Annotated in this window: 23 protein-coding genes; 10 read left to right on the forward strand and 13 right to left on the reverse strand. The window is 65.4% G+C overall.

All coding sequences use genetic code 11. From position 1 onward, the window contains the following. Nucleotides 1-17: 17 nt before the first annotated feature. Nucleotides 18-803 (reverse strand): isoprenyl transferase, encoded by a 786-nt coding sequence (locus E3T43_RS13205; protein WP_134441558.1) that lies wholly within the window; start codon nt 801-803, stop codon nt 18-20. Nucleotides 804-870: 67 nt separating this feature from the next. On the opposite strand from E3T43_RS13205, the gene E3T43_RS13210 reads away from it, so the two are divergent. After that, a complete protein-coding gene (locus tag E3T43_RS13210) occupies nt 871-1,572 on the forward strand; it encodes a hemolysin III family protein (RefSeq protein WP_092450381.1) in 702 nt (233 codons plus the stop codon). 4 nt (nt 1,573-1,576) lie between these two features. On the opposite strand, the gene E3T43_RS13215 is transcribed toward E3T43_RS13210, so the two are convergent. Both E3T43_RS13215 and mca read right to left on the reverse strand, forming a co-directional pair. Next, nucleotides 1,577-1,834, reverse strand: coding sequence for a hypothetical protein (locus tag E3T43_RS13215; RefSeq protein ID WP_134441560.1), 258 nt, complete (start codon nt 1,832-1,834; stop codon nt 1,577-1,579). Then, nucleotides 1,831-2,679, reverse strand: a complete 849-nt coding sequence (mca, locus tag E3T43_RS13220) for a mycothiol conjugate amidase Mca (RefSeq protein WP_092450462.1) — start codon at nt 2,677-2,679, stop codon at nt 1,831-1,833. Before mca ends, E3T43_RS13215 begins: the two co-directional genes overlap by 4 nt. A gap of 100 nt (nt 2,680-2,779) precedes the next feature. Between mca and E3T43_RS13225 the strand changes: the two genes are divergently transcribed. Further along, nucleotides 2,780-3,265, forward strand: a complete 486-nt coding sequence (locus E3T43_RS13225; RefSeq protein ID WP_166787605.1) for a DUF4307 domain-containing protein — start codon at nt 2,780-2,782, stop codon at nt 3,263-3,265. A gap of 98 nt (nt 3,266-3,363) precedes the next feature. Continuing rightward, a complete protein-coding gene (gene greA, locus E3T43_RS13230; RefSeq protein ID WP_092450387.1) occupies nt 3,364-3,855 on the forward strand; it encodes a transcription elongation factor GreA in 492 nt (163 codons plus the stop codon). A 468-nt stretch (nt 3,856-4,323) separates the two neighbouring features. On the opposite strand, the gene ilvA is transcribed toward greA, so the two are convergent. The 6 genes from ilvA to E3T43_RS13260 are packed head-to-tail and all read right to left on the reverse strand — an operon-like array spanning nt 4,324 to nt 10,904. Then, nucleotides 4,324-5,559: a threonine ammonia-lyase gene (ilvA, locus tag E3T43_RS13235; RefSeq protein ID WP_104132091.1), complete on the reverse strand. Its 1,236-nt coding sequence runs from the start codon at nt 5,557-5,559 to the stop codon at nt 4,324-4,326. Between the two features lie 3 nt (nt 5,560-5,562). Then, a complete protein-coding gene (locus E3T43_RS13240) occupies nt 5,563-6,981 on the reverse strand; it encodes an AI-2E family transporter (RefSeq protein ID WP_241978976.1) in 1,419 nt (472 codons plus the stop codon). Between the two features lie 21 nt (nt 6,982-7,002). Further along, the gene (locus E3T43_RS13245; RefSeq protein ID WP_166791330.1) at nt 7,003-8,106 is read right to left on the reverse strand and encodes an ABC transporter ATP-binding protein; all 1,104 of its coding nucleotides are present in this window, start codon (nt 8,104-8,106) and stop codon (nt 7,003-7,005) included. Then, nucleotides 8,103-8,948 carry an ABC transporter permease gene (locus E3T43_RS13250; RefSeq protein ID WP_134472776.1) on the reverse strand — a complete coding sequence of 282 codons (846 nt, stop codon included), beginning with the start codon at nt 8,946-8,948 and terminating at the stop codon, nt 8,103-8,105. The genes E3T43_RS13245 and E3T43_RS13250 overlap by 4 nt, the downstream gene beginning before the upstream one ends. Then, entirely contained in the window at nt 8,945-9,898 is a 954-nt protein-coding gene (locus E3T43_RS13255) for an ABC transporter permease (RefSeq protein WP_370449962.1), read from the reverse strand. The genes E3T43_RS13250 and E3T43_RS13255 overlap by 4 nt, the downstream gene beginning before the upstream one ends. Then, entirely contained in the window at nt 9,795-10,904 is a 1,110-nt protein-coding gene (locus E3T43_RS13260; RefSeq protein ID WP_134472832.1) for an ABC transporter substrate-binding protein, read from the reverse strand. Before E3T43_RS13260 ends, E3T43_RS13255 begins: the two co-directional genes overlap by 104 nt. A 192-nt stretch (nt 10,905-11,096) precedes the next feature. On the opposite strand from E3T43_RS13260, the gene E3T43_RS13265 reads away from it, so the two are divergent. Continuing rightward, nucleotides 11,097-12,287: a winged helix-turn-helix domain-containing protein gene (locus E3T43_RS13265; protein WP_134472777.1), complete on the forward strand. Its 1,191-nt coding sequence runs from the start codon at nt 11,097-11,099 to the stop codon at nt 12,285-12,287. A 43-nt stretch (nt 12,288-12,330) separates the two neighbouring features. Here E3T43_RS13265 and E3T43_RS13270 read toward each other — a convergent pair whose 3' ends face one another. The 3 genes from E3T43_RS13270 to E3T43_RS13280 all read right to left on the reverse strand — a co-directional run bounded on the left by E3T43_RS13270 (nt 12,331) and on the right by E3T43_RS13280 (nt 14,561). Continuing rightward, on the reverse strand, nt 12,331-13,215 hold the full coding sequence (locus E3T43_RS13270) for a M48 family metalloprotease (protein ID WP_134472778.1): 885 nt from the start codon (nt 13,213-13,215) through the stop codon (nt 12,331-12,333). Between the two features lie 13 nt (nt 13,216-13,228). Next, the gene (locus E3T43_RS13275) at nt 13,229-13,795 is read right to left on the reverse strand and encodes a LemA family protein (RefSeq protein ID WP_092450401.1); all 567 of its coding nucleotides are present in this window, start codon (nt 13,793-13,795) and stop codon (nt 13,229-13,231) included. A 181-nt stretch (nt 13,796-13,976) separates the two neighbouring features. Beyond that, nucleotides 13,977-14,561, reverse strand: a complete 585-nt coding sequence (locus tag E3T43_RS13280; protein WP_134472779.1) for a heme-binding protein — start codon at nt 14,559-14,561, stop codon at nt 13,977-13,979. 107 nt (nt 14,562-14,668) lie between these two features. On the opposite strand from E3T43_RS13280, the gene E3T43_RS13285 reads away from it, so the two are divergent. Both E3T43_RS13285 and E3T43_RS13290 read left to right on the forward strand, forming a co-directional pair. After that, nucleotides 14,669-15,418: an ABC transporter ATP-binding protein gene (locus tag E3T43_RS13285; RefSeq protein ID WP_134472780.1), complete on the forward strand. Its 750-nt coding sequence runs from the start codon at nt 14,669-14,671 to the stop codon at nt 15,416-15,418. Continuing rightward, a complete protein-coding gene (locus tag E3T43_RS13290; protein WP_134472781.1) occupies nt 15,415-16,149 on the forward strand; it encodes an ABC transporter permease in 735 nt (244 codons plus the stop codon). Before E3T43_RS13285 ends, E3T43_RS13290 begins: the two co-directional genes overlap by 4 nt. 9 nt (nt 16,150-16,158) lie before the next feature. On the opposite strand, the gene E3T43_RS13295 is transcribed toward E3T43_RS13290, so the two are convergent. Further along, nucleotides 16,159-17,619 carry a glycoside hydrolase family 1 protein gene (locus E3T43_RS13295; protein ID WP_134472782.1) on the reverse strand — a complete coding sequence of 487 codons (1,461 nt, stop codon included), beginning with the start codon at nt 17,617-17,619 and terminating at the stop codon, nt 16,159-16,161. A gap of 175 nt (nt 17,620-17,794) precedes the next feature. Between E3T43_RS13295 and E3T43_RS13300 the strand changes: the two genes are divergently transcribed. From E3T43_RS13300 to E3T43_RS13315, 4 genes are all read left to right on the forward strand, one after another. Then, nucleotides 17,795-20,029 (forward strand): hypothetical protein, encoded by a 2,235-nt coding sequence (locus E3T43_RS13300; protein ID WP_134472783.1) that lies wholly within the window; start codon nt 17,795-17,797, stop codon nt 20,027-20,029. 26 nt (nt 20,030-20,055) lie between these two features. Beyond that, on the forward strand, nt 20,056-20,982 hold the full coding sequence (locus tag E3T43_RS13305; RefSeq protein ID WP_134472784.1) for a Ppx/GppA phosphatase family protein: 927 nt from the start codon (nt 20,056-20,058) through the stop codon (nt 20,980-20,982). Between the two features lie 33 nt (nt 20,983-21,015). After that, entirely contained in the window at nt 21,016-21,567 is a 552-nt protein-coding gene (locus E3T43_RS13310) for a dihydrofolate reductase family protein (RefSeq protein WP_134472785.1), read from the forward strand. Nucleotides 21,568-21,645: 78 nt separating this feature from the next. Continuing rightward, a complete protein-coding gene (locus E3T43_RS13315) occupies nt 21,646-21,972 on the forward strand; it encodes a RidA family protein (protein ID WP_241978977.1) in 327 nt (108 codons plus the stop codon). Nucleotides 21,973-22,324: the final 352 nt, after the last annotated feature.

Genomic DNA, 22,324 nt, shown 5'->3' on the forward strand with positions numbered 1-22,324 from the left:
TGTCAAACACAGGGTGGCTACCCCCCGAAGCGCCGCTGCCGGCGGGAAAAGTCGCGCAAAGCCCGCAGAAAGTCGATCTGCCGCAGGTCCGGCCCCAGCGCTTCAACGAAGTAGAACTCGCTGTGCGCGCTCTGCCAGAGCATGAAGTCGCTCAGCCGCTGCTCGCCCGAGGTACGGATGACGAGGTCGGGGTCGGGCTGACCGCCGGTGTACAGGTGCTGACCGATGAGTTCGGGCGTGAGGGTCTCTACGAGGTCTTCCAGGGTGCCGCCGTGCGCGTGGTGGGTGGCGACGATGCTGCGCATGGCGTCGGTGATCTCGGTGCGGCCGCCGTAGCCGACCGCGAGGTTGACGTGCAGTCCCTTATGGCCGCTGGTGCGGGCATCCGCTGCATCGAGAGCCGCGACCAGCGGCTCGGGCAGGCCGGCCTTGGACCCCACCTGTTGCACCCGCCAGTTGCGGTAGTGCGAGAGCTCCTCAGCGAGATCGGCGATGATTTCGATCAGATCGGCGAGTTCATCGCTCGGGCGCTGGGTGAGGTTGTCGGAGGAGAGCAGGTACAGGGTAACGACCGAAATGCCGAGGTCGTCGCACCATTCCAGAAACTCGCGCATTTTGGCGGCGCCAGCTCGATGGCCGTGCGCGGCGGTTTGAAACCCCAATTGCCGGGCCCAACGCCGGTTGCCGTCGATGATCATGGCAACGTGGTGCGGCATGTGTGCCGGAGTGAGCCCACGCCTCAGCCGGCGCTGATACAGCCCATAGAGGATGCCACGCGGCGAGGGTACCTGGGGTTTCTGCACACAGTTACGCTAGTCCACTCCCCGGGCGTTCGCGGCACCCGGCCAGGCGCTGTCGTATCCTTGCAGCATGGCCACCGAGCACGATATCCCCAATCTGCCGCTGATCGAGGCTGCTGACGCCCACCCTGAAGACGTCAAACCGACCTGGCGCGGCTGGATTCACGCTGGCACATTTCCGGTGACGATCGCTGCCGGCATCGTGCTGCTCGTGCTCGCTGAGGGGTCGGCGGCGAAGATCAGCTCGGCCGTGTTCGTACTCAGTTCGATGCTGCTGTTTGGCAATTCAGCGCTGTACCACCGCTTCAACTGGCAGCCGCGCACCCGCATCATTCTCAAGCGCATCGACCACGCGAATATTTTTCTGCTCATCGCCGGGTCGTACACGCCGATCACGGTGCTCGCGCTGCCGCCGGAAAAGGCGACCCTGCTGCTCTGGCTGGTCTGGGGCGGAGCCGGGCTGGGCATCCTCTTTCGAGTGTTTTGGATTCACGCCCCGCGCTGGCTGTACGTGCCGCTCTACCTGGTGCTCGGCTATGGCGCGCTGCTGTTCATCGTGGATTTCTTCCAGGCCAACGCGGCCATGATGACGCTCATCCTCGTCGGTGGGCTCTGCTACACGGTCGGCGCGGTCGTCTACGGGCTGAAGAAGCCCAACCCGGTTCCCGGTGTGTTCGGCTTTCACGAGATCTTCCACACCTTGACGGTCGTGGCGTTTCTGTGTCATTTCGCGGCGATATTGCTGATCGCCACGCATCCGCTCTACCCGTAACGGCTTATTCGGGCTTGTCGCTCGGCGTCGGCGGTGCGCTCGGGTCGGCATCGCGGGCGGCGACCTCGGCATCGAGGCGTGCCTTGATCTCGGCGCGATAGGTCGTACGACGGATGCGACGCACCACATCTAGGCAGAGCAGCAGGGTTGCCAACGCGATCAAGAAAAAGACCAGAAAACCGACGACGCCCGGGGTGACGGTGTTGGGGTCGAAGTCGGGGTCGGGAGTTGCGGCGAGCACGACGGTCAGCAGCGAGGTCATGCGTCGTCCTGGATTCCGGCGAACAGATCGGATTCGGGCATTGCGGTGTCTACTTTCGATTCGACGAGTTGGAAGTCTTCGTAGGGCCAGGCCTCGCGGACAAGATCGTTGGGCCAGAAGAAGAAGCTGCTGTCGGGTGTGACCTGGCTCGCGTGCGAGCGTAGGGCGGCATCTCGAGCTTCAAGAAAATCACCGGCGGGAACGTGCGTGGTGGCCAGCTTGGGGTAATTCTCCATGCGCTCGCGGGCTGCACCGAGTGGCTCCAGCAGCGGAGAGTCCGGCTCAGCCACGCTCAGCGCGAGGTACATGGCATCGATACGTTCAAGGTTGAAGATGCGGTCGTAGTACACCTTGTCGATCTGCCACGGCTGCCCGGTGTGCGGGTAGCGACTCGGGTCGGCGGCGGCACGATAGGCCTCCATCGAGACCTCGTGGCAGCGGATGTGATCCGGGTGCGGGTAGCCGCCGTTTTCGTCGTAGGTGATCAGCACCTGCGGACGGAACTCCCGAATCAAATTCACCAGCGGCTCAGCCGAGTAGTCGAGCGGAATGGCCGCAAAGCTGTTCGGTGGCGCCTCCTGGCCCTCGTCCATACCGGAATCCTCGTAGCCGAGCCAGCGATGCTGCACGTTCAGCGCCTCCTGGGCACCCTGCATCTCCAGGCGGCGCAGCCCGGGCAGGTCACGCTCGGCCATGGCATGGCCGGTCAGGGACGGGTTCAGGATGCTGCCGCGCTCGCCACCGGTGCAGCTCACGATCATCACCTCGACGCCGAGGCTGCGGTAGTAGGCATACGTTGCCGCGCCCTTGCTCGATTCGTCGTCGGGATGGGCGTGCACAGCCATCAATCGCAGCGTCACCATACTCCTCAGGAATGCCAGATAACCTTAGGCCAGATAACCTAGATACCAGCCTAATCGCTCCATCGGAAGTGTGAAATCGCCAGTGCCCCTCAACAGCACGCCCACCGGAGTTCAGTCGAGCCGCCAGCCCGAGCGCCTCGACGAATCTGACGTCGCCGCGGCACCGGCCCCCGAGAGCGCCGCGATCCAATCGCGCTACGGGCGCACCCCGGCCCGCCGGGTTCGCGACCGCCGCATCCTGTGGGGGCTCGGTGGCGTTTTCGTGTTGGTGCTGGGAGCGTGGGTTCTGTGGACCGGCCTGGACGGGGCATCCACTCAGATAGAAGCGCGCGATATCGGGCACACCATCATCGATGAGCACAGCGTGAGCGTCACCTTCGAGGTAGCGCTGCCGGTGAACCGCACGGCGAGTTGCGCGGTACAGGCTCTCAACGAGAGCTATTCGGTCGTCGGCTGGAAGATCATCGATCTACCGCCCTCCAGCCTGTACAACCGGTCGTTCACCGAGGTTCTGCGCACCACCGATCTGAGCAACACGGGTTTGATTTACCAGTGCTGGCTGACCTAAACTGACGTATTCGCCTCGGCAATCGCCCGGGCGACGACTATATCTGCGCGGCCCTCAACCGGCCTTTCTGCGCTTGAGCGTATTGAAGGAGATCACTCGTGATTACCGACACAACGGTCACCTGGCTAACTCAGGAGGCCCACGACCGCCTCGCCGCGGAACTGGCGACACTGAGCAACTTCGGCCGGGGCGACATCGCGAAGAAGATCGAGTCCGCGCGAGAAGAGGGTGACCTCAAGGAGAACTCGGGCTACCACGCGGCGAAAGAAGAGCAGGGCAAGATGGAGGCGCGCATTCGCACGCTCACCCTGTTGCTGCGCACCGCCGAGGTCGGCCACGCCCCAGAGAGCAACGGCACCGTCATGCCGGGCACCGTCATCACGGCCACCATCGCCGGCGACGAGAGCCGCTTTCTGATCGGCAGCCGCGAGATCGCCGCCAACAGCGACCTGGACGTGTACAGCGAGCAGAGTCCGCTCGGCGCGGCGATCATCGGCCTCAAGGTCGGCGCCAAGACCAGCTACACCACGCCCACTGGCAAGGAGATCACCGTGCAGATCTCGAACGTGGAGACGTTCACCGGCGCCTGACTCCCCCGCCGAGGCTCGGCTGCCGATTCGCGCCGATATTGGGGCTCAGGTTGTCCACTCGCTGCTCGTGGCCTTCCACTGCACGCGAGGTGCCATCTTTAGCCCCTTGACCACTCTCGCCCGTACGCGAGGTGTCATCTTTAGCCCCTTGAGAGCTCGCCAAGGGGCCAGAAGTGGCACCTCGCGCGGTCAATGCACAACGGATGAGGCTGCCCCGCTTACAACGCTGCACAGCCAGCAGCAATCAACTCGCAGCCGACGGCCGACGGCCGACGGCCGACAGCGCCGGCGGCAGCAGCTGCCGCCCGGCCTGTCTGTCTGTCTGTCTGTCTGTCTGTCTGTCTGTCTGTCTGCCTGCCTGCCTGTCTGTCTGTCTGTCTGTCTGTCTGTCTGGCTGGCTGGCTGTCTGGCTGTCTGGCTGTCGGGCTGTCGGGCTGTCGGGCTAGTCGACCGGCCTAGTCGACCGGGCTAGTCGATCTGGGGGTCGTAGCCGGCGGCGCGCAACGTGTCGACGACGTGCTGGCGGTGCTCTGGCCCGCGAGTTTCAACGCTGACGTCGAGTTCGACTTCGCTGATCTGCAGGCCGACGCCGTGCCGGGTGTGCAGCACCTCGATCACGTTGGCCGTCGCCTCCGCGAGCAGCTCGGAGATTCGAGCCAGCTGACCTGGACGGTCGGGCAGCATGATGCGCAGCGTCAGGTACCGTCCCGACGCGGCGAGGCCGTGGCTGATCACGCGTTGCATCAGCAGCGGGTCGATGTTTCCGCCCGAGAGGATGGCGACGGTCGGCCCGGTAGGGGTGATCTTGCCGGCCAGGATAGCGGCGACCGCCACTGCCCCGGCCGGTTCAACCACGAGCTTGGCGCGTTCCAGCAGCACCAGGAGCGCGCGGGCGGTGTCGTCTTCGGTGACGGTGACGATCTCGTCGACGGCGTCCCGAACAATCTCGAGATTAAGCAACCCGGGCCTGGCCACCGCGATGCCATCGGCGATGGTTGGGAGCATGTTGATCGTCACTGCTTCGCCGGCGGCGAGGGAGGGCGGATACGCAGCCGCGTTCTCCGCCTGCACCCCAATCACCCGGATGTGTCGCCCCTCCCGGGCGGCACGCTGCTTGAGCGCGCTGGCCACTCCGGAGATGAGTCCGCCACCGCCGATGGGCACAATGACTGTCTCCAGGTCGGGAACCTGATCGAGAATTTCGAGTCCGAGCGTGCCCTGCCCGGTGACCACATCGGCATGGTCGAAGGGTGGGATCAGGATCGCGCCGGTCTCCCGGGCGTATTCGGCTGCGGCGAGCAGCGGTTCGCTCACGGTCGTTCCGCGCAGAATGACCTCTGCTCCGTAGTCCCGCGTCGCTGACAGTTTCGGCAGCGCGACTCCGACGGGCATGAAGATGGTCGCCTTGATGCCGAGCTCGCGCGCGGCGAAGGCCACGCCCTGGGCGTGGTTTCCGGCCGAGGCCGCCACGACGCCCCGGGCTTTCTCCGCCTCGGTCAGTTTCGACAGTCGGTTGTAGGCACCGCGAATCTTGTAGGAGCCGGTGCGCTGCAGATTTTCACACTTGAGGTACACCGGCGCGCCCAACACATCGGCAAGGTAGCGCGAACTCTCCATCGGGGTCACATCCGCAACCCGGGCGACGACCGCGCGAGCGGCCTCGAATTCGGCGAGGGTCGGTCCGACGAGGGTGGTCTCTGGCATGTTCTAGTTCTCCGAACTATCGTGCGGGGCGCCGGGTGCGCTCGAATCTGTAGGGGTGACGCGCGCGGATGCCCCCCGCGATGTGAGGAGGGTCCGCGGGCGCAGCCGTGCTGTGCGCGCCGGTGCGCCGGACGTGCGATATCCCGGTCGGCTTTGCGGCACGGTCTGCCAGAGCACCGATCCGGTCGTCGGCACCGTCGGCGGGCTCGACCGCCATGTGCCCCCGGCAATGTAACTGGTCATCGCGTTCAAAACCGCGGCCACCGGAACGGCGAACAGTGCCCCCGGAATTCCGGCGAGTAAGGCGCCGGCTGCCACCACGAGCACGACGGCAAGCGGATGCACCTTCACCGCGGTTCCCATAATGAGCGGCTGCAGTACGTGGCCTTCAACCTGCTGCACGAGCAGGACGACGCCGAGCATGGCCAGGGCGATGGCCCAGTTGTTGAAGATGAGCGCGATCACAATCGCCACCGATCCGGTCGCGACCGCGCCGACGATGGGGATGAATGAGCCGAGGAAGACCAGAATTCCAATCGGGATGGCCATCGGCACCCCGAGCAGGGCCGCGCCCACTCCAATGCCGACCGCGTCGATCGAAGCGACCAGAATTTGCACCTTGGCGAAGTTGCCCAGGGTGGTCCAGCCTGCGATTCCCGCACCGTCGACAGCGGCCTGGGCCCGCAGCGGGAAGAACCGTACGATCCAGCTCCAGATGGCTTTACCGTCGATGAGGATAAAGAGCAGGCTGAACAGTGCCAGCAGAAGCCCGGTCAACAAGTGACCGAGCGTGGTTCCCACCGACAGGGCGCCGCTGATGAAGACGGCACTATCATTCTGGATCGCTTCCCAGGCCTGCTGCACGTACGTGTTGATATCAGTCTCGGAAACCTGCAGCGGTGAGCCGGCCAGGAACGCCTTGAACGAGTCGAGTGATCGGGTGAGCCGTTCGCTCAGCCCAACGGTGCCCTCGGCGATCTGCGTCGAGGCGAGGGTGACCAGACCGGCAACGAGCACCAGGGTGCCCACCATCGCCAGCGCCACAGCGACGCCCTTAGGCCAGTGATGCCGCACCAGGAATGCCACAAACGGAACCAGGAGCGCGGAAACCAGCACGGCCACGAGCAGCGGAATGACAATCAACCGCAACTGAATAACCAAAAAGACCAGAATGGCGATAGCGGCGGCGATCACAATCAGACGCCAGGACCAGGCCCCAGCCAAACGGATGCCGGCCGGCAGGTTCTCGTCGACGCCGTTGGCGGCGGGGGCCCCGGTCACAACCTCGATCGGCGTGACAACGAGCTCGGATCCGGCGAGATCAGCGCTCTCCCGCACGCGCTCCCGCGCGCGCTCTGCCGAACGCCTGCGACGCAGCCGTAGCAGCGCGCGTGCACCTGGATTGCCCGTGGATTCGCTCACTCAACCAGTCTAGGACTGCCGTCAGGGCTGTTGCTGCGCCACACTGGCGGTCTCCACCCGCTCGGTCGAGACCGGTGCCCCGGTGAAGTTGACAAACACGTTCTCGCCCGCTTTCGGGTGCACGCGCACGCCGTGCTGAAGAAACAGAATGGTGCCGTCGGCCAGGCGCAGGGTCGTGCGGCGGAGCGACCCAAGAAAGCTGGAGGTGACCACGGTCGCCGCGAGGCCCTCGGCTACGAACTCGATGTCTTCCGGGCGGATCGAGACCGTCACTGGTCCGTCGGGCGTCGCCGGGTCGATCAGGGGCAGGCTCGTTCCATAGACCTCGGCTCGAGCCGAGCGCACGAGACCGTCGATGCGGTTGCTGAGCCCGACGAAGTCGGCGATGAACGGGGTGGCCGGACGGGAATAGAGTTCTTCGGGCGTGCCGACCTGCTCGATATTGCCGGCGCGCATCACGGCGACGCGGTCGGCGACCGCGAGGGCCTCATCCTGATCGTGGGTGACGAACAGGGTCGTGATGCCGAGTTCGGTTTGAATGCGTCGAATCTCGTCGCGCAGCTGCACGCGCACCTTGGCGTCGAGCGCCGAGAGAGGTTCGTCGAGCAGCAGCACACGCGGTTCGGTCACGAGTGCGCGCGCGAGCGCGACCCGCTGCTGCTGGCCGCCGGAGAGCTGGTGTGCAAAGCGATCGAAGTGGTCGTCGAGGCCGACCATGGCCAGGGACGCTGCCGCCCTGCGGCGCCGCTCGGCCGGCTTGATCTTTCGCATCCGCAGCCCGAATTCGACGTTTTCGCCGGCACTGAGGTGCGGAAACAGCGAGTACGACTGAAACACCATACCCATGTCGCGTTTGCTGGTGGAGAGTGCTGATACGTCGATGCCGTCAATGGTGATACTGCCGGCATCGGTGGATTCCAGCCCTGCCAGCACGCGCAACGCCGTGGTCTTGCCGCTGCCACTCGGGCCGAGCAACGCGACACATTCGCCCGCGTGCAGGGTGAGGTTGAAGCCGTCCAGGGCGCGCATTCCGGAGAATTCTTTGACGACGCCGGTGAATTCGACGACGGTTCCCGGTCGGGTCGGTGCGGTTGGCTGCTGGGCTGTCAGCTGCTGTGAATTCATGCTGGACCTTTCACGGTGGTACGGCGGCGCGATGTTCGGGTGCGCGGGGCACCGAGTCGTCCGATAACGAGGAGCAGCAGGAAAGCGAAGGCGAGGGCCAGCAGCGAGAGGATCACGGCCGTGTACGGGTCGACCTTGCTCACAACGACGAGAGCGGTTTGCAGGTTGACCCGGTTCAGCAAGGACGCGATGGTGAATTCGCCGAGCACGACGGCCACGGCGATGAAGGCACCGGCCAGGATGCCCCGGCGCAGGTTGGGTACGAGCACCCGCAGGAGCACACTGCCCCAGCCGGCCCCGAGAGTGCGCGCAGCTTCGGTGAGCGTTTTCACGTCGACGCCGTCGAGGTTGGATTGAATGGCCCGATAAGCGAAGGGCAACACCGTAATGCCGTAGGCGAAGGCCAGGGTCCACACGCCGCTGCCCAGCATTCGAGCCACAATGGCGTAGACCGGCGCGAGCCCGACCACAAGCACAATGGCCGGAATGGTGATGGGCAGAATACAGATGAATTCCAATACTCGGCGCAGCCGGGGAAAACGGATGTGCACGAGCAGCATGGTGGGTACGAGCAGCAGCAGCACGATCAGGACGGTGCCAATGGCCAAAGCCACCGAGTTGCCGAGCGCTACCAGCACCGGTCGGTACACCCCGGTGAATCCGCTCTGAAACAGGGCGACCCAGCGGTCGACGTTGTAGCCGCCGACCAGCCCGGCACGCAGGGTGAATTCGATCATGGCCACGATCGGCACGGCGAAGATGACCCCGACCACGCCGAGAATTGAGGTGCGAACCGTGCGGGAGGGCGCGTGAGCCACACCGTTGGTGGTCAGTCCGGTCATTGCTGCCACCGCGCGGCCCGTGACTGCAGCGCTGAATAGCCGACCATGACGACGGCCATCACCACGATCATGCCGAGGGCCAGCGCGCCGGCCAGGTTTTCCCGACCGAGCAGCGTCTCACTGGTGAGTGCGGCGCGAATTTGCAGGGGCACAATCTGCGAGCCCTGACTCACCAGCGCCGCCGCGGTGGCGTAAGAGGAGAACGCGTTGGCGAACAGCAGCAGCAGGCTGCCGATGAAGGACGGCGCGAGCACCGGAAAGGCGATACGGAACCAGTAGCTGGCTGTGCTTCCGCCGAGAGTGGCGTTCGCCTCGGCCCACTGCGGTTTCAAGGCCTGCAGGGCGGGCATAAAGGTGATGATCATAAGCGGAACCTGAAAGTAGATGTAGGGCAGGATAAGGCCGGTCGTCGAATACAGCCAGACGCCGTTCTCAAAAATATCCAGGCCGAAGGTGTCGCGCAGATACAGGGTGACCATGCCCTGAATGCCAATGGTCGCGACGAAGGCGAAGGCGAGCATGACGCCACCGAACTGGGCCAGCACACCGCTGAGCGAGTCGATGGTGGTGCGCAGCGGACCGTCGGGGCGAGCGCCGAGCAGGGCGTAGCAGACCACAGCACCGACAACGGCACCGACGACGGCGGTCAGCGCCGACAGCCAGAAGGAGTTGAAGAAGGTGGTGAGCACGACGGGGTCGCCGAGGGCCGCGACCGTGGCCAGGGTGAAGGCGCCGGTATTGTCGAAAAAGCCCGTGCCGATGGCAATCAGGGTCGGCACAGCCAGGAACAACAACACATACACCGCGAAGGGCAGCAGCCCTAAGGCTGCTGCCCGACCACGGATGTTACTGGACAGCCGCAGCCCATTTCTCGCCGAGCAGCGTTGCCGCTGCGGTGCTCTGGTCTTCGGTCGGAACGACGGTGTCACTCGGCGCCTTCGGCAGCGCATCGAACAGCTCGCTGTCGATGGTGCCGGCCTCGGCCATAGCCTCGGCGCGCGCCGGGCGGGCGCCGCCCGCAAGCCACAGGTTCTGTGCTTCATCGCTGTACAGGAATTCCTGCCAGAGCCGCGCTGCGGCGGGGTTGGGAGCATCCTTGTTGATCGCCTGGTTGTAGTAGCCGGCGTAACCGGTGCCGTCGAAGACGACGACCTTCCAGTTGCGCTGGCCCTCCAGCTGGGCGCCGTAGCCAACGTTGAGGTAGTCCCAGTCGAAGACCACCGGGGTCTCACCGGAGGCGACGGTTGCCGTCGTCGGGTTGACCTTCAGAAAGTTACCGGCCGCATTGAGATCGGAGAAAAAGTCAATGCCGGGCTGAAAGTCAGCGACCGTTCCGCCACTCTGCACGGTGGCGAGGCCGACAGCGGCAAACGCTGCACCAGCCTGGGTTGGGTCACCATTGATGGCCACCTTTCCTTTGTAGTCGGCGCCGAGCAGGTCGGTCAACTCCTTGGGCTCCGGAACAGCGTCGGGGTCGTAGCCCACCGACAGGTATCCGCCGTAGTCGCCGACGTAGAGGCCGGAGGCTTCCTTGAGCGCGTCGGGAATGTCGGCCCAGTTGGCAACCTGGTACGGCGCAAAGCGGTCGGTGCTGGAGAGGGCCACAGCCAGGCCGAGGTCGAAGACATCCGGTGCCGTGTCCTGGCCCTTGAGGTTGTCGGCGGCCTGGATCTCCTCGGCGCTGGACCCATCCGGGGATGCTTCGTTGATCGTGATGTCCGGGTATTTCTCGGCAAACAGGTCGAGAACGGCGCCATAGTTCGCCCAGTCACGCGGCAGCGCGATGACGTTCAGCTGACCTTCCGCGATGGCGGCTTCTTCGAGGCCGGCCAGATCGCCGAAGGCACTCAAGCTGGTGGCGGTCGCTGCGTCGACGCCCGAGGCCGGAGCCTCGGCGGCGGGTGAACAGCCGCTGAGCGTGAGGGTGAGGGCCACTGCGGCGGCCAGGGACACCATCAGAGTGCGTTTGAGTGACAATTTTCCTCCATTATGACCGGGTCCGGAGCGTTGGATTACTGTGCAAACGCACCGGGTGAACAGATTATGGGGCAGGGTGTGCCGGTCGCCCGACAATACGAAGGCTACATGGCTGCCACATGTTTTCCGGGTAAACACCAGGTGAACGGGGGTGCAGCTAGAGTGAGACGAATGGTCACGACAGTTTCCCCCGCACTGGCGCGGCGGATTGCGCTCGCCGCGCAGGGCTTCGGCGCGCGACCTGGAGCGGCCGTCGGCATCCGTCAGCTCACGGCCCTCGTGAATCGACTCGAGCTGCTGCAGATCGACTCGGTCAACGTGTTCGAGCGCAGCCACTACATGCCGGCCTTCAGCCGACTCGGCGCCTATGACAAGGCCCAGCTTGATCGGTTGACCACGGGGCGCGAGGCCCGCTTAACCGAGTATTGGGCGCACGAGGCCTCCTTTCTACCGGTCGATGTCTGGCCGCTTTTCCACTGGCGCATGCAGAACCATCGCGACCGTTCAGCGCGCACGCCCGACGACTGGTCGAACGCCAACCGGCCGATGCTCGATTGGCTCCTGGCCGAGCTCGCCGCCAACGGCCCGATGCGGGCCAGCGCAATCGAACACGACGCCAACAAGCGCAGCGGGCCCTGGTGGGGCTGGTCCGAGGTGAAGACCGGGCTGGAAATTCTGTTCCGCTGGGGTGATGTGGTCAGTGCCGGGCGCATCCGTTTTGAGCGGGTCTATGCCCTGCCCGAGCAGGTCTTCTCCCCCGAGCTGCTCGGCACTGAAATTTCTGAAGCGGATGCCCACCGCGAGTTGGTGCGCCGCTCGGCGCGCGCGCACGGGATCGGCACCGTGAAGGACTTCGCCGACTACTTTCGGCTGAAGTCGGCGCCGGCACTCTCAGCCATCCTTGAGTTGGAAGAAGCCGGCGAGTTACTCCCGGTGGAGGTTGCGGGCTGGGGGGCGCGCGCCTGGCTGCACCGCGACGCCCGGCTGCCGCGGGCCATGGACGCGCAGGCGCTACTGTCGCCGTTCGACCCGGTGGTCTGGGAGCGTGCCCGCGCCCTGCGGCTGTTCAATTTTCACTACCGCATCGAGATCTACACGCCGCAACCAAAGCGCGTGTTCGGCTACTACTCACTGCCAATTCTGCTGGGCGACATGATCGTCGGCCGGGTCGATCTGAAGAACGACCGGCAGGCCGGCGTGCTCCGGGTGCAGTCGGCCTGGGCTGAGCCGGCGGCGCCGACGGATGCCGCGGGTCGGCTCGCGCAGGTACTGCGGGAAGCCGCGCTCTGGCAGGGACTTGAGGAGATCGTCGTCGCGCCGCGGGGAAACCTGGCTGGGGGTCTGGCCGCCGAACTGCGGTAGATCTCGCCGCCGGGTTACGCCGCCGATGTGCGGGAAAACTAATTCAGAACTTGCTGCCCATGGCGGTCAGGCGCTCTATGCGGTCAGCGATCGGCGGATGCGTCGCGAACAGCTTGCCCATGGCGCCCTTCTTTAGCGGGTCCGAGATCCAGAGGTGGGCCATCGAGCTGTTCTGCTTCTGCATGGGGCGACCGTATTCGCCCAGTTTGGCCAGGGCAGAGGCGAGCGCATCCGGGTGGCGCGTCGTCAACGCGCTGGTGGCATCCGCTAAATATTCGCGCTGGCGAGAGATGGCGAGCTGCACGACGGTCGCGATGAGCGGGGCCACGATCATGGCCACGAGCCCGAAGACCATGACGACGGGGTTGCCGTTGCTGTTGTTGCTGCGGCCGAAGAACGCCATGCGCAGGAACATGTCGGAAATGAAGCCGATCGCGACAACGAGGCCGAACACGACCATCGACACGCGAATGTCGTAATTGCGCACGTGGCCGATCTCGTGGGCCATGACGCCTTCAAGTTCGGAGTCGTCCATGATGTCGAGCAGGCCGGTGGTGGCGGCGACGATCGCGTGCTGGGGGTCGCGACCGGTGGCGAAAGCGTTCGGCGCCGGATCATTGATGATGTAGACCTCGGGCATCGGTGTGCCGGTCGTGATCGACAGGTTCTCGACGATGCGCCAGAGGCGCGGGTGGTCGGCCTTGCTGTTGACCCTGATGCCGCCGCTCATCGAGATGGCCTGGCGACCGGCGGCGTAGTACTGAATGATCACGTAGAGCGCCGTGATGACGACGGTGGCGATGAGGATGCCGTAGCCGCCGGCACCATAGACGGCGTTGGCCAGCCAGCCGAGCCCCGCAATGATCACGAAAAACAGGATCATAATGAAAACGGTGTTGCGTTTGTTCTTAGCTATCGCGCTGTACATCGGCTAAGTCCCGTTAGAACTGCACGCGGGGCGGCTCCGCAATCGCTGCGGAATCGGCCACCTCAAAGAACTCGCGCTCGGTGAATCCGAGGTTAACGGCAAACAAGTGGTTCGGGAACACCTTGATCTTGGTGTTCATTTCGCGCACGCCACCGTTATAGAAACGACGCGCGGCCTGGATCTTGTCTTCGGTGTCGACGAGTTCGCCCTGCAACTGCAGGTAGTTCTGGCTGGCCTGCAGCTGCGGGTACGCCTCGGCGACGGCAAAGATGCTCTTCAGCGCGGTCTGCATGTGATTCTCAGCAGCGGATGCGTCGGCCGGGCCTTGGGCAGACAGCGTCTCGGCCCGAGCCTTGGTCACGTTTTCAAACACGTTCTTCTCGTGTGCTGCGTAGCCCTTGACCGTTTCGATCAGATTGGGCAGCAGGTCAGCACGACGCTTGAGCATCACCGTGATGTCGCTCCACGCTTCGTCGACGCGCACATTGAGCGTCACGAGCGAGTTGTACGTCGACCACAGGTAGATACCAGCGATGGCGACGAGTGCGACAACGATCAGAACCGGGATGAGCCATTCCATGGCAGCGTCTCCTTGCAAATTGGCTTTCTAGGGTGGCACGGAGACATGAACTAGCGACAACGACCCCCGTGCGTACCTGCCAATACTAACCGCGACCCCGGAGGCTCCCACCCGCTTCCCATCACACTCCAAGCAACCTCAAGGCGTGCGGGGATTTCCCAAGGCGGCAGGGAGAGCGCGGTCAGCCGGGCTCTTCGACGTCGACCAACACCTCGTTGCGACGCAGAAACCACGGTTTGAACGGCGGGTCGAATCGGGCGAATCTCGGTGACCCCAGGGCGGTGAGACCGGCGGCGGCGAGCGCCGCGCGCAACTCCTCGACATGCTGTTCGTAACGAGTCTCACGCCAGCGTCCACCGAACCGCAGTGCAGCGACCAGTGCGGACGGTACCGTTCTCAGTTGCACGTTGGGGTCGGTGGGTTGCGGCGCCGTTTGCGCCGTCAGCTCCTCGGGCAGCACGAAGGCAACCTGGAACTGCGCACTGCCCACTCGATTTGACGGGTGCGTCACAGGCTGTTGCAGCACGGGCGCGGTCATCGCGATCTTTTCTGCCGCACCGGTCTGCACCACTGGCGCGGTCATGGCCACCTTCCGGCGGGACTGGTTTGCCCCGCTGATGTAGGCAAACAGGTATCGGAAAGCACGGTTGCCGGCGTCTTCGAAAGGGCCATCCGTGGTGATTTCGGCCAAGAGATGGGCTGGGTATCGGCGAAGTTCGAAATCGTCGTAGGAGTGCAGGACGCGGTAGGGCTGCTGCTTGGTCACGCCCCGAATTTACTGCAGGTGGCTGGGTACCCGCTTTCAACGTGAAGCACCGCGGAATCGCCCATTGTGGGCTTGACAGGGAGTGTGCAGCGGCGGAGAGTTCGGACATGGTGAACACATCCGCCCCCGCGGTAGACGTGATCGATTTACACGTGCGACGGGGAAAGCATCCGGTGCTGCGTGGGCTTACCGTCACTGTTCCCCGCGGAGTCGTGGTGGGGCTGCTCGGCCCGAGCGGATGCGGCAAAACCACGCTCCTGAGAGCGATCGTCGGCGTGCAGGTGGTGCAGTCCGGCACAATCACGGTGCTCGGCCTGCCAGCTGGCGCCGCCCCGCTTCGGCACCGCGTGGGCTATGTGACACAGGATGTGAGCGTCTACGACGACCTCACCGTGCGGCAGAATCTGCACTATTTTCGCGCCGTGCTCGGTGCCCCGCGCCGGGACGTCGACCGAGTGTTGGCCCTGACCGATCTCACGGCACAGGCCGGCCAGCTCGTCGGATCGCTCTCCGGCGGACAGCGCAGCCGGGTCTCGCTGGCCGGAGCGCTGCTCGGCTCCCCCGATCTGCTCGTGCTCGACGAACCGACCGTCGGACTCGACCCCGTGCTGCGGGTCGAGCTGTGGACCCTGTTCCATCAACTCGCCGCCGTCGGAACGAGTCTGCTGGTCTCCAGCCACGTGATGGACGAGGCCAGCCGATGCGACCGGCTGCTGCTCATGCGGGACGGCGAGATTCTGGCCGATGACACCCCGGCGGGGCTGCTCGCCGCGACCGGAACCAGCGATACCGAGGGGGCGTTTCTGGCGCTGATCGCGCAGCATCCGCTCGGCGAAGCCACTGGGAGCGTCTCATGACGCCGCAACGCACCCTCGCGACGGCCGGCCGGGTGCTCAGCCAGGTGCGACATGACCCGCGCACGATCGTGCTACTGCTCGTGGTGCCGAGCCTGCTGATCGGGCTGCTGGCCTGGATTTTCTCGGACACTCCCGTGTTCGCCTCGATCGGACCCGACATGATCGCCCTGTTTCCGTTCATCGTGATGTTTCTCGTGACCAGCATCACAACCCTGCGCGAACGCCGCACCGGCACGCTCGAGCGGCTGCTGTCGATGCCGCTCGGCAAGGGCGACCTGATTCTCGGCTACACGCTCGCGTTCGGCCTGCTCGCCGTGGCGCAATCGGCCGTCGCGGTCGGATTCGCGGTCTGGGTGTGCGGGCTCGAGATCAGCGGATCGATCTGGCTGCTGCTCGCCGTCGCGGTGGCCGATGCGGTGCTCGGCACGTCCCTCGGCCTGCTGGCGAGCGCGTTCGCCCGAACGGAGTTTCAGGTCGTGCAGTTCATGCCGGCGCTGGTGTTTCCGCAGATTCTGCTCGGCGGCATTTTTCTGCCGCGCGAGCAGCTGCCCGATGTGCTGCGAATGATCAGCGATTGGTTGCCGCTGTCGCACGCGATCGACGCGTTGCAGGCGGTCGCGGCCGATTCGCAGGACGCCACCTATGTCGGCGGGGAACTGCTCATCATCGGAGCGTGGATCGTGGGCGCCGTCGTGCTCGGGTCGGTGACGCTGCGGCGGCGCACGCCGTAGTTGGCCGCCTCAGCGATTGGCCAGCGCGTGTTGCAGCCAACGGTAGCTCGACTTGGGCGTGCGCGTGCGGCGGTCGTCGGCGAAGTCAACGTGTACCAGGCCGGTCGGCTGGGTGTAGCCGTCATCCCACTCGAATCCGTCGAGCAGCGACCAGAACGCCACACCGGCGAGGTCAATGGCAGCGGCCGGGGCTCCGGCCGCGGTGGCGTCGAGGGCGGCCACGAGGTGTTCGGCCAGGTAGTCGATGCGGGCGGGATCGTGCACCTGGTGGCGGGCATCCGCCTGGTCCCAGAAGGCGCCGCCGGCTAGTGAGAGGTAGACGGGGGGCAGGTCGGGGTAGCGTTCGGCCAGTTCGGCGAGCGCCACGGCGACGTACTCGGGAGCGTTCACGTCGCCGGTGGAGGTCGTGGGGTGTTCGCGGAACGGCTCGAGGTGGAACGGCCATGAGGTGACGGGGATCGGCTGGCCGTCGGGGGTCTTCAGCACCGTCGCACCGGCGGCGATTCGGGTCGGCCCCGTGTAGCTCAGCCCGTAGAAGTCGAGCGGCTGCTGGATCGTGCGCAGGTCGGCGGGGTCTGCCTCGAGCAGGGTGCGTAGTTCGACCGCGAACGGTTCGAGCGGGTCTGGATAGTGGCCGAGCAGCACCGGGTCGGCGAACAGTCGGTTCTGCAGCAGGTCGTAGAGGGCCGCATAGGAGCGGTCCTGGTCGCGGTCGGTCGCTGATTGCACCGGGGTGTGGGAGTTGACCAGACCGATGCGTCCGCGCACGTCGGCGGCGCGCAGGCCCTGCACGGCAAGACCGTGCGCGAGCAGCTGATGGTGGGCACTGGGAAGCGCGTCGAACAGCAGGGTGCGACCGGGTGCGTGGGTGCCGAGCGCGTAGCCCCTGATGGTGACCGTGGCTGGCTCATTGAGGGTGACCCAGGCGTCGACACGGTCGCCGAACGCCTCCCCCACGGCATGGGCGTAGTCGGCGAAACGGCCGGCGGTGTCGCGGTTCAGCCAGCCGCCCCGCAGGGCAGCCGGCAGATCCCAGTGCGAGAGAGTGGCGGTAGAACGGATGCCGTCGGCCAGTAACGCATCCAGCAACCGATCGTAGAACGCGAGTCCGTTGCGGTTGAGGGGGCCGCGGCCCTCGGGCTGCAACCTGGTCCAGCCCAGCGAGAAGCGGTAGGCGTCGACGCCGAGGTCGCGCAGAATGGCGGCATCCGCTGCGTAATTCTTGATGTGGTCAGCCGAAACGGAGGCGTTCGAGCCATCGCGGATGCGTCCGGATCTTTGACTGAAGGAATCCCAGACGCTGTCGCCCCGGCCGCCGTCGCGAGCGGCTCCCTCGATCTGAAAGGCGGACGTGGCGACGGCCACCTCGAACCCGGTCGGCAGGCCATCGCCGAGCTCGCCGGCGCGATGTTCCCAGTCCCGGGCGGCGACGGCGCGTGTGGAGGCGGGGGTGCGGGGCGTGGGATTCATCAGGGTGCGGCTCTCTTCGGCGGTCTCATGCTGGGCATCCGCTTCGTATAAAGGGTGTCATGTTTACCGGCGGGCGGCGGCAGCACGAAGAATTCCCTCGGTTTGTTACATTCTGCGGGCGCGGGAGGTTGACTTTACCGCCCTCTGCCCCTCAAATTGGGGCAGGGGGTGAGTCATGTCCGAATCGACTCGGGTCGAAGCATCGGGCGCAACGGCGCGTCCACGACGCTACCGCAGCTTAGCGGCCGTCGTCGCCCTTCTACTCGGGTGTGCGATCGTCCTCGCCGGGCCCGTGCTGGCGACGGCGCAGGCGACGCCGGAATCGACACCGGAATCGACCGCTCCGGCCACCGAAGAACCCATCCCGAACACCGCGACCGATCCAGCTACGACGAGGCCGCTGATCGAGAGTCCCGGCAACGGGCAGTTCATCGGCAGTAACCGTACAACTGTGTCTGGGTCGAAAGCACTCGATCAGGAGATTCAGTTGTTGTCGCCGCGCGGCGGGGACCCGCTGTGCATCGTCGATGACAAATCAACCTCCTGGAGCTGCAGCAACCTCTACCTGCAGAACGGTCCGACGATCAAACTGCGCGTCGTTGTAACCGGCGATTCCACCCTGAGCGACGAGATCACGGTTGCCGTTCTGGGTGCACCGACCGTGCAGGGCGGCCGCAGCGGCTCCGAGTCCGACGGCTGGGTTCGCGGAACCGGGCATCCCCAGGCCACTGTGACGGCGTCCCTGGGGACTGAAGACTCCTGCTCAAGTGACGTCGACAACTCGGGTGCTTGGGCGTGCCTGTTCGAGGGCACGCTCAAGAGCGGAAGCCGGGAGGTGACAGCGAGCCAGCGTTCGACCTTCAGCAGCCCGTCGTCGTCGAATTCGAGCGAGCCGGTCACGATTGTCTTTGACCTTCAGGGCCCAGCGGCTCCGGTCGTGACGACTCCTCGCGAGGGCGCCCAGGTGCCCGTCGCGGGAACCGAATACACCGGCACCGGCGAGACCGGCGCAACCGTCACCGTGTTCGCCGGCGCCTACTCGGTCTGCACCGCCGAGGTGACCGCCGGGGCGTGGACCTGCTTGGCCGGGGGCGTGGCTGCGGGTTCGTACTCCGTCATCGCCGTGCAGCAGGATTCCGCCGGCAATGTCGGACCGGGCAGCACCCCCGTGACGGTCAGCTATGCCGCCCCGAGCACCGCCACACCGACGCCGACCCCGACCCAGTCCGCCTCGGAGACGCCAGCGGACACGCCGGCTCCGAGCGCATCGGCTTCGCCGTCGCCCGACGGTGCGGTTGGCATACCGGGTGACACAGCGGAGCCGACGCCTTCCGCGGCGCCCCAAACGCAGGAACCAGCACCAGAAGCCGCTGAGGAGGAGCCGGCGGACGACTCGGCGGGGGCATCCACTTTCACCGGCCGGTGGGATGACCCGACCCGCTTCGCACTGCCGATCGGGCCAAGCGGCACCAGTTCGCCATTCCCCTGGTTGCAGGCCGGGCTGCTCGCCCTGGGTGCCCTGGTGCTGATAGCTCTGCCGCTGCGGATGCTCGCGGGCACCATCTCGCGTACGCGCGGCGGCCGTCCGCTCTGGTCAGGGCCCACCCTGGCGGGTCGCAATCGGGTGCGCGAAGAGTACGAGGTGGCACCGACCGTGCGACTCAATCGGTGGCTGCGCGGTGGCACCGCGCTCGTCGCCGCCGCAACCTTCGTCATGCTGTCCGGACCGGTGGTGGATCAGCCGGCCTACCTGCGTCTGCTGGTCGCGGTGACTATCGGGCTGGTCTTGGTCAACGGGGTCGCCATTCTGGTGCCGCTCTGGTGGAGTTCCCGCGTGCTGGAGCTGCGCGGGGCGGTCAGGTTTCTGCCGCGCTACCTGTTGCTGATCGCGGCCGCGGCGACCGCCTCGCGCGTCTTCGACGTGCACCCGGCCCTGCTATTCGGCCTGCTCGGCAGCGTGAGCCTGTTCGCCAAAGCGGATGCTGGTAGCGCGCAGCCGACGCCGCATCAGCGCGGCCAGCTTGCGGCAGTGCGGGTCGGTGCCCTCTCCCTGTTTGCCGTGCTCGCCTGGTCACTCGGAGCACTTCTGCCCACCGCCAGTGATTTCACGACCTCGCTCGTGGCGGAGACGGTCAACACGATCGTGCTCGCTTCAGTCGGCTCGGCCGTGCTCATCCTGGTGCCGATCGGTCACACCAGTGGGCGCAGCATTCTCGCCTGGTCACCGCCGATCTGGACCGGCCTGACCGTGGTCGCCTATGGAATTTTGTTCGCCGCGCTGGCCCCGGCGATCGATCAGCTGCAGAGCAGCGGCTCTGGCACGGTGTTGTGGATCGTCGCCGCGAGCTTCGCGGCCCTGTGCGCGAGCGGCTGGGTCTGGCAGCGCTTCGTCGCTCCCGCGCAACGCTGACCCGGCGGAGGCAGTATCGTACGAATGTGCGCCTTGGAGTCCTCGATGTCGGTTCGAATACCGTCCACCTGTTAGTTGTCGACGCGCACGAAGGCGCCCCGCCGGTGCCGATGGCCTCCGACAAGAGCGTTCTGCGCCTCATGCGGTACATCACGCCAGAGGGTGCCATCAACGACGAGGGTGTCGCTGCGGTGCTCTCTGCGGTGCAGCATGCAGCGGATGTTGCCCAGCAGCACAATATCGACGAGTTGTTGCCGTTCGCCACCTCGGCCCTGCGCGACGCGACCAACGGTCCGGAACTGCTCGACCGGGTCGAACGGGAAACCGGTGTCGCCCTGCAGGTGCTGTCGGGCGAGGACGAAGCCCGGCTGACCTTCCTTGCCGTGCGGCGCTGGTATGGCTGGTCGGCCGGGCACATTCTGCTGTTCGACATCGGCGGTGGATCGCTCGAGATCGCGGCCGGCGGGGCTGAGTTTCCCGAGGTAGCACTGTCGCTGCCGCTCGGCGCCGGGCGCAGCACGATCGGTTTTCTGCACCACGATCCTCCCCTGCCGGAGGAGGTGTCTGCGCTGCGCAGGCATGCGGCATCCGTTTTGCGCGATGCGGTCGGTGCCTTTGCGCAGCTGCCGGCACCGCACCACATCGTCGGGTCGTCGAAGGCGATTCGATCACTGGCCCGACTGGCCGGAACCACCTCGGACGGCGTCGGCGCCGCCGATCGCTTGCGGTTGGGTCGCGCGGAGCTCGATGACTGGGTGCCGCGTCTCGCGCGTATTCCTGCCGAAGCCCGCCCCGCGCTGCCCGGTATCACCGCCGACCGCACCTTTCAGATCGTGGCCGGCGGCATCGTGCTCGGTGCGGCAATGGCCGCGTTCGGGGCGGCGGAACTTGAAGTGTCACCGTGGGCGCTGCGCGAGGGTGTCATCCTGCGCTATCTCGACCGACTGAGGTAGCATTTTCGCTCACCGACCCCTGGAGCGATTCGCATGCGAAAACTGACCGCCGGCTTGTTCATGTCCCTGGATGGCGTCGTGGAGTCGCCGAACCTGTGGCAATTCGACAACTTCGACGAGGAGCTGGGCGTTGAAATGACGGCAATGATCACCCGGGTCGACACCGTATTGCTCGGCCGGGTGGGCTACGAACAGTGGGCCGGTTACTGGCCGAACGCCGAACACGACGACCCGTTCGGGGCGTTCATCAATCCGGTAGAGAAGTTTGTCGCGTCGCGTACTCTCAATGGTGACCTGGCCTGGCAGAATTCCACGCTCATTCCGGGTGATCTGAACGAGTTCGTGACCAACCTGAAGAACACCGAGGGCGGTGAAATCTCGTTGGTCGGCGGTATTTCGCTCGTGCGGCAGCTGCTCTTTGCCGGTCTGCTCGACTCACTGACCGTTATGACGCACCCTGTGATCGCAGGCGTAGGGCGTCACCTGTTCGAGCCGACCGACCCGGTCATCCGGCTGACGCTGCAGAAATCTTTGATGACGAGCAGGGGAAACGCCCTGCTCACCTACGGCCTGCGCACCGACTGAAGGGACACCAGCATTACTTCATTTCCGACACCGATCGACCCGCCCGAGCTTTTTCAGAGCCCTGCCTTCGCGCAGGGCATGATCGCTCCGGCCGGGCGCACCCTGTACGTCGGCGGGCAGAACGGAACAGACGGCACCGGCGCCCTGGCCGACGGGCTTGGCGCGCAAACCGAACAGGCCCTCCGCAACGTGCTAGCCGTGCTCGCTGAGGCCGGAAGCGGGCCGGAGCATGTGGTCAAGCTGACGATCTATCTCGCGACCGGAATCGACCCCGGTGAGGCCTATGCCGCCACCGCTGCGGTGTGGGGCAACCGCCGCACCGCGGTCACGGTGCTCGCGGTCACCCCGGCACGGGTGGGCGCTTTCGTGGAGATCGAGGCCGTAGCCGCGGTCCCTGCCGGCTGACGCACGGACTGTCACGTTGTTTTGGTGTGGTGCCCCCCTCCGTTGGGACTTGAGACCAATTGGGAGGCCAAGGGCCACCCGCGAGCAGGCCACTTCCGCATAAAATCAACGTTATTTTGCCACTTGGGTAGTGGTACAACCACGTCATTTTCCTATCTTTGTGGGCAATGTGTGCGCAAAATGTGGGCAAGTCCGAGGGCATTTTTCGGTGCGTTTGCTTGGGTGCATCAGGACATCTCTGACAGTCATCGGGACATTCCTGACAGGAAATAGATGACGGTGTGACGCGTCCACGGCGGCGTCAATTCCCAATGTCCTCCCGAAGTTCAAGGCTCACGATTGGACGCTCGGT

The organism is Cryobacterium sp. Hh7, assembly GCF_004403155.1.
In the GTDB taxonomy this organism is placed as follows: Bacteria; Actinomycetota; Actinomycetes; order Actinomycetales; family Microbacteriaceae; genus Cryobacterium; species Cryobacterium levicorallinum.

Bases quoted from the DNA above. Each gene is read 5' to 3' on its own strand.
- E3T43_RS13210 (WP_092450381.1), top strand. From the start codon at position 871: ATGGCCACCGAGCACGATATCCCCAATCTGCCGCTGATCGAGGCTGCT.
- E3T43_RS13215 (WP_134441560.1), bottom strand. From the start codon at position 1,834: ATGACCTCGCTGCTGACCGTCGTGCTCGCCGCAACTCCCGACCCCGAC.
- mca (WP_092450462.1), bottom strand. From the start codon at position 2,679: ATGGCTGTGCACGCCCATCCCGACGACGAATCGAGCAAGGGCGCGGCA.
- ilvA (WP_104132091.1), bottom strand. From the start codon at position 5,559: ATGCCAGAGACCACCCTCGTCGGACCGACCCTCGCCGAATTCGAGGCC.
- E3T43_RS13245 (WP_166791330.1), bottom strand. From the start codon at position 8,106: ATGAATTCACAGCAGCTGACAGCCCAGCAGCCAACCGCACCGACCCGA.
- E3T43_RS13250 (WP_134472776.1), bottom strand. From the start codon at position 8,948: ATGACCGGACTGACCACCAACGGTGTGGCTCACGCGCCCTCCCGCACG.
- E3T43_RS13255 (WP_370449962.1), bottom strand. From the start codon at position 9,898: ATGCGCTGCCGAAGGCGCCGAGTGACACCGTCGTTCCGACCGAAGACC.
- E3T43_RS13260 (WP_134472832.1), bottom strand. From the start codon at position 10,904: ATGGTGTCCCTGGCCGCCGCAGTGGCCCTCACCCTCACGCTCAGCGGC.
- E3T43_RS13265 (WP_134472777.1), top strand. From the start codon at position 11,097: ATGGTCACGACAGTTTCCCCCGCACTGGCGCGGCGGATTGCGCTCGCC.
- E3T43_RS13270 (WP_134472778.1), bottom strand. From the start codon at position 13,215: ATGTACAGCGCGATAGCTAAGAACAAACGCAACACCGTTTTCATTATG.
- E3T43_RS13275 (WP_092450401.1), bottom strand. From the start codon at position 13,795: ATGGAATGGCTCATCCCGGTTCTGATCGTTGTCGCACTCGTCGCCATC.
- E3T43_RS13285 (WP_134472780.1), top strand. From the start codon at position 14,669: ATGGTGAACACATCCGCCCCCGCGGTAGACGTGATCGATTTACACGTG.
- E3T43_RS13290 (WP_134472781.1), top strand. From the start codon at position 15,415: ATGACGCCGCAACGCACCCTCGCGACGGCCGGCCGGGTGCTCAGCCAG.
- E3T43_RS13295 (WP_134472782.1), bottom strand. From the start codon at position 17,619: ATGAATCCCACGCCCCGCACCCCCGCCTCCACACGCGCCGTCGCCGCC.
- E3T43_RS13300 (WP_134472783.1), top strand. From the start codon at position 17,795: ATGTCCGAATCGACTCGGGTCGAAGCATCGGGCGCAACGGCGCGTCCA.
- E3T43_RS13310 (WP_134472785.1), top strand. From the start codon at position 21,016: ATGCGAAAACTGACCGCCGGCTTGTTCATGTCCCTGGATGGCGTCGTG.
- E3T43_RS13315 (WP_241978977.1), top strand. From the start codon at position 21,646: ATGATCGCTCCGGCCGGGCGCACCCTGTACGTCGGCGGGCAGAACGGA.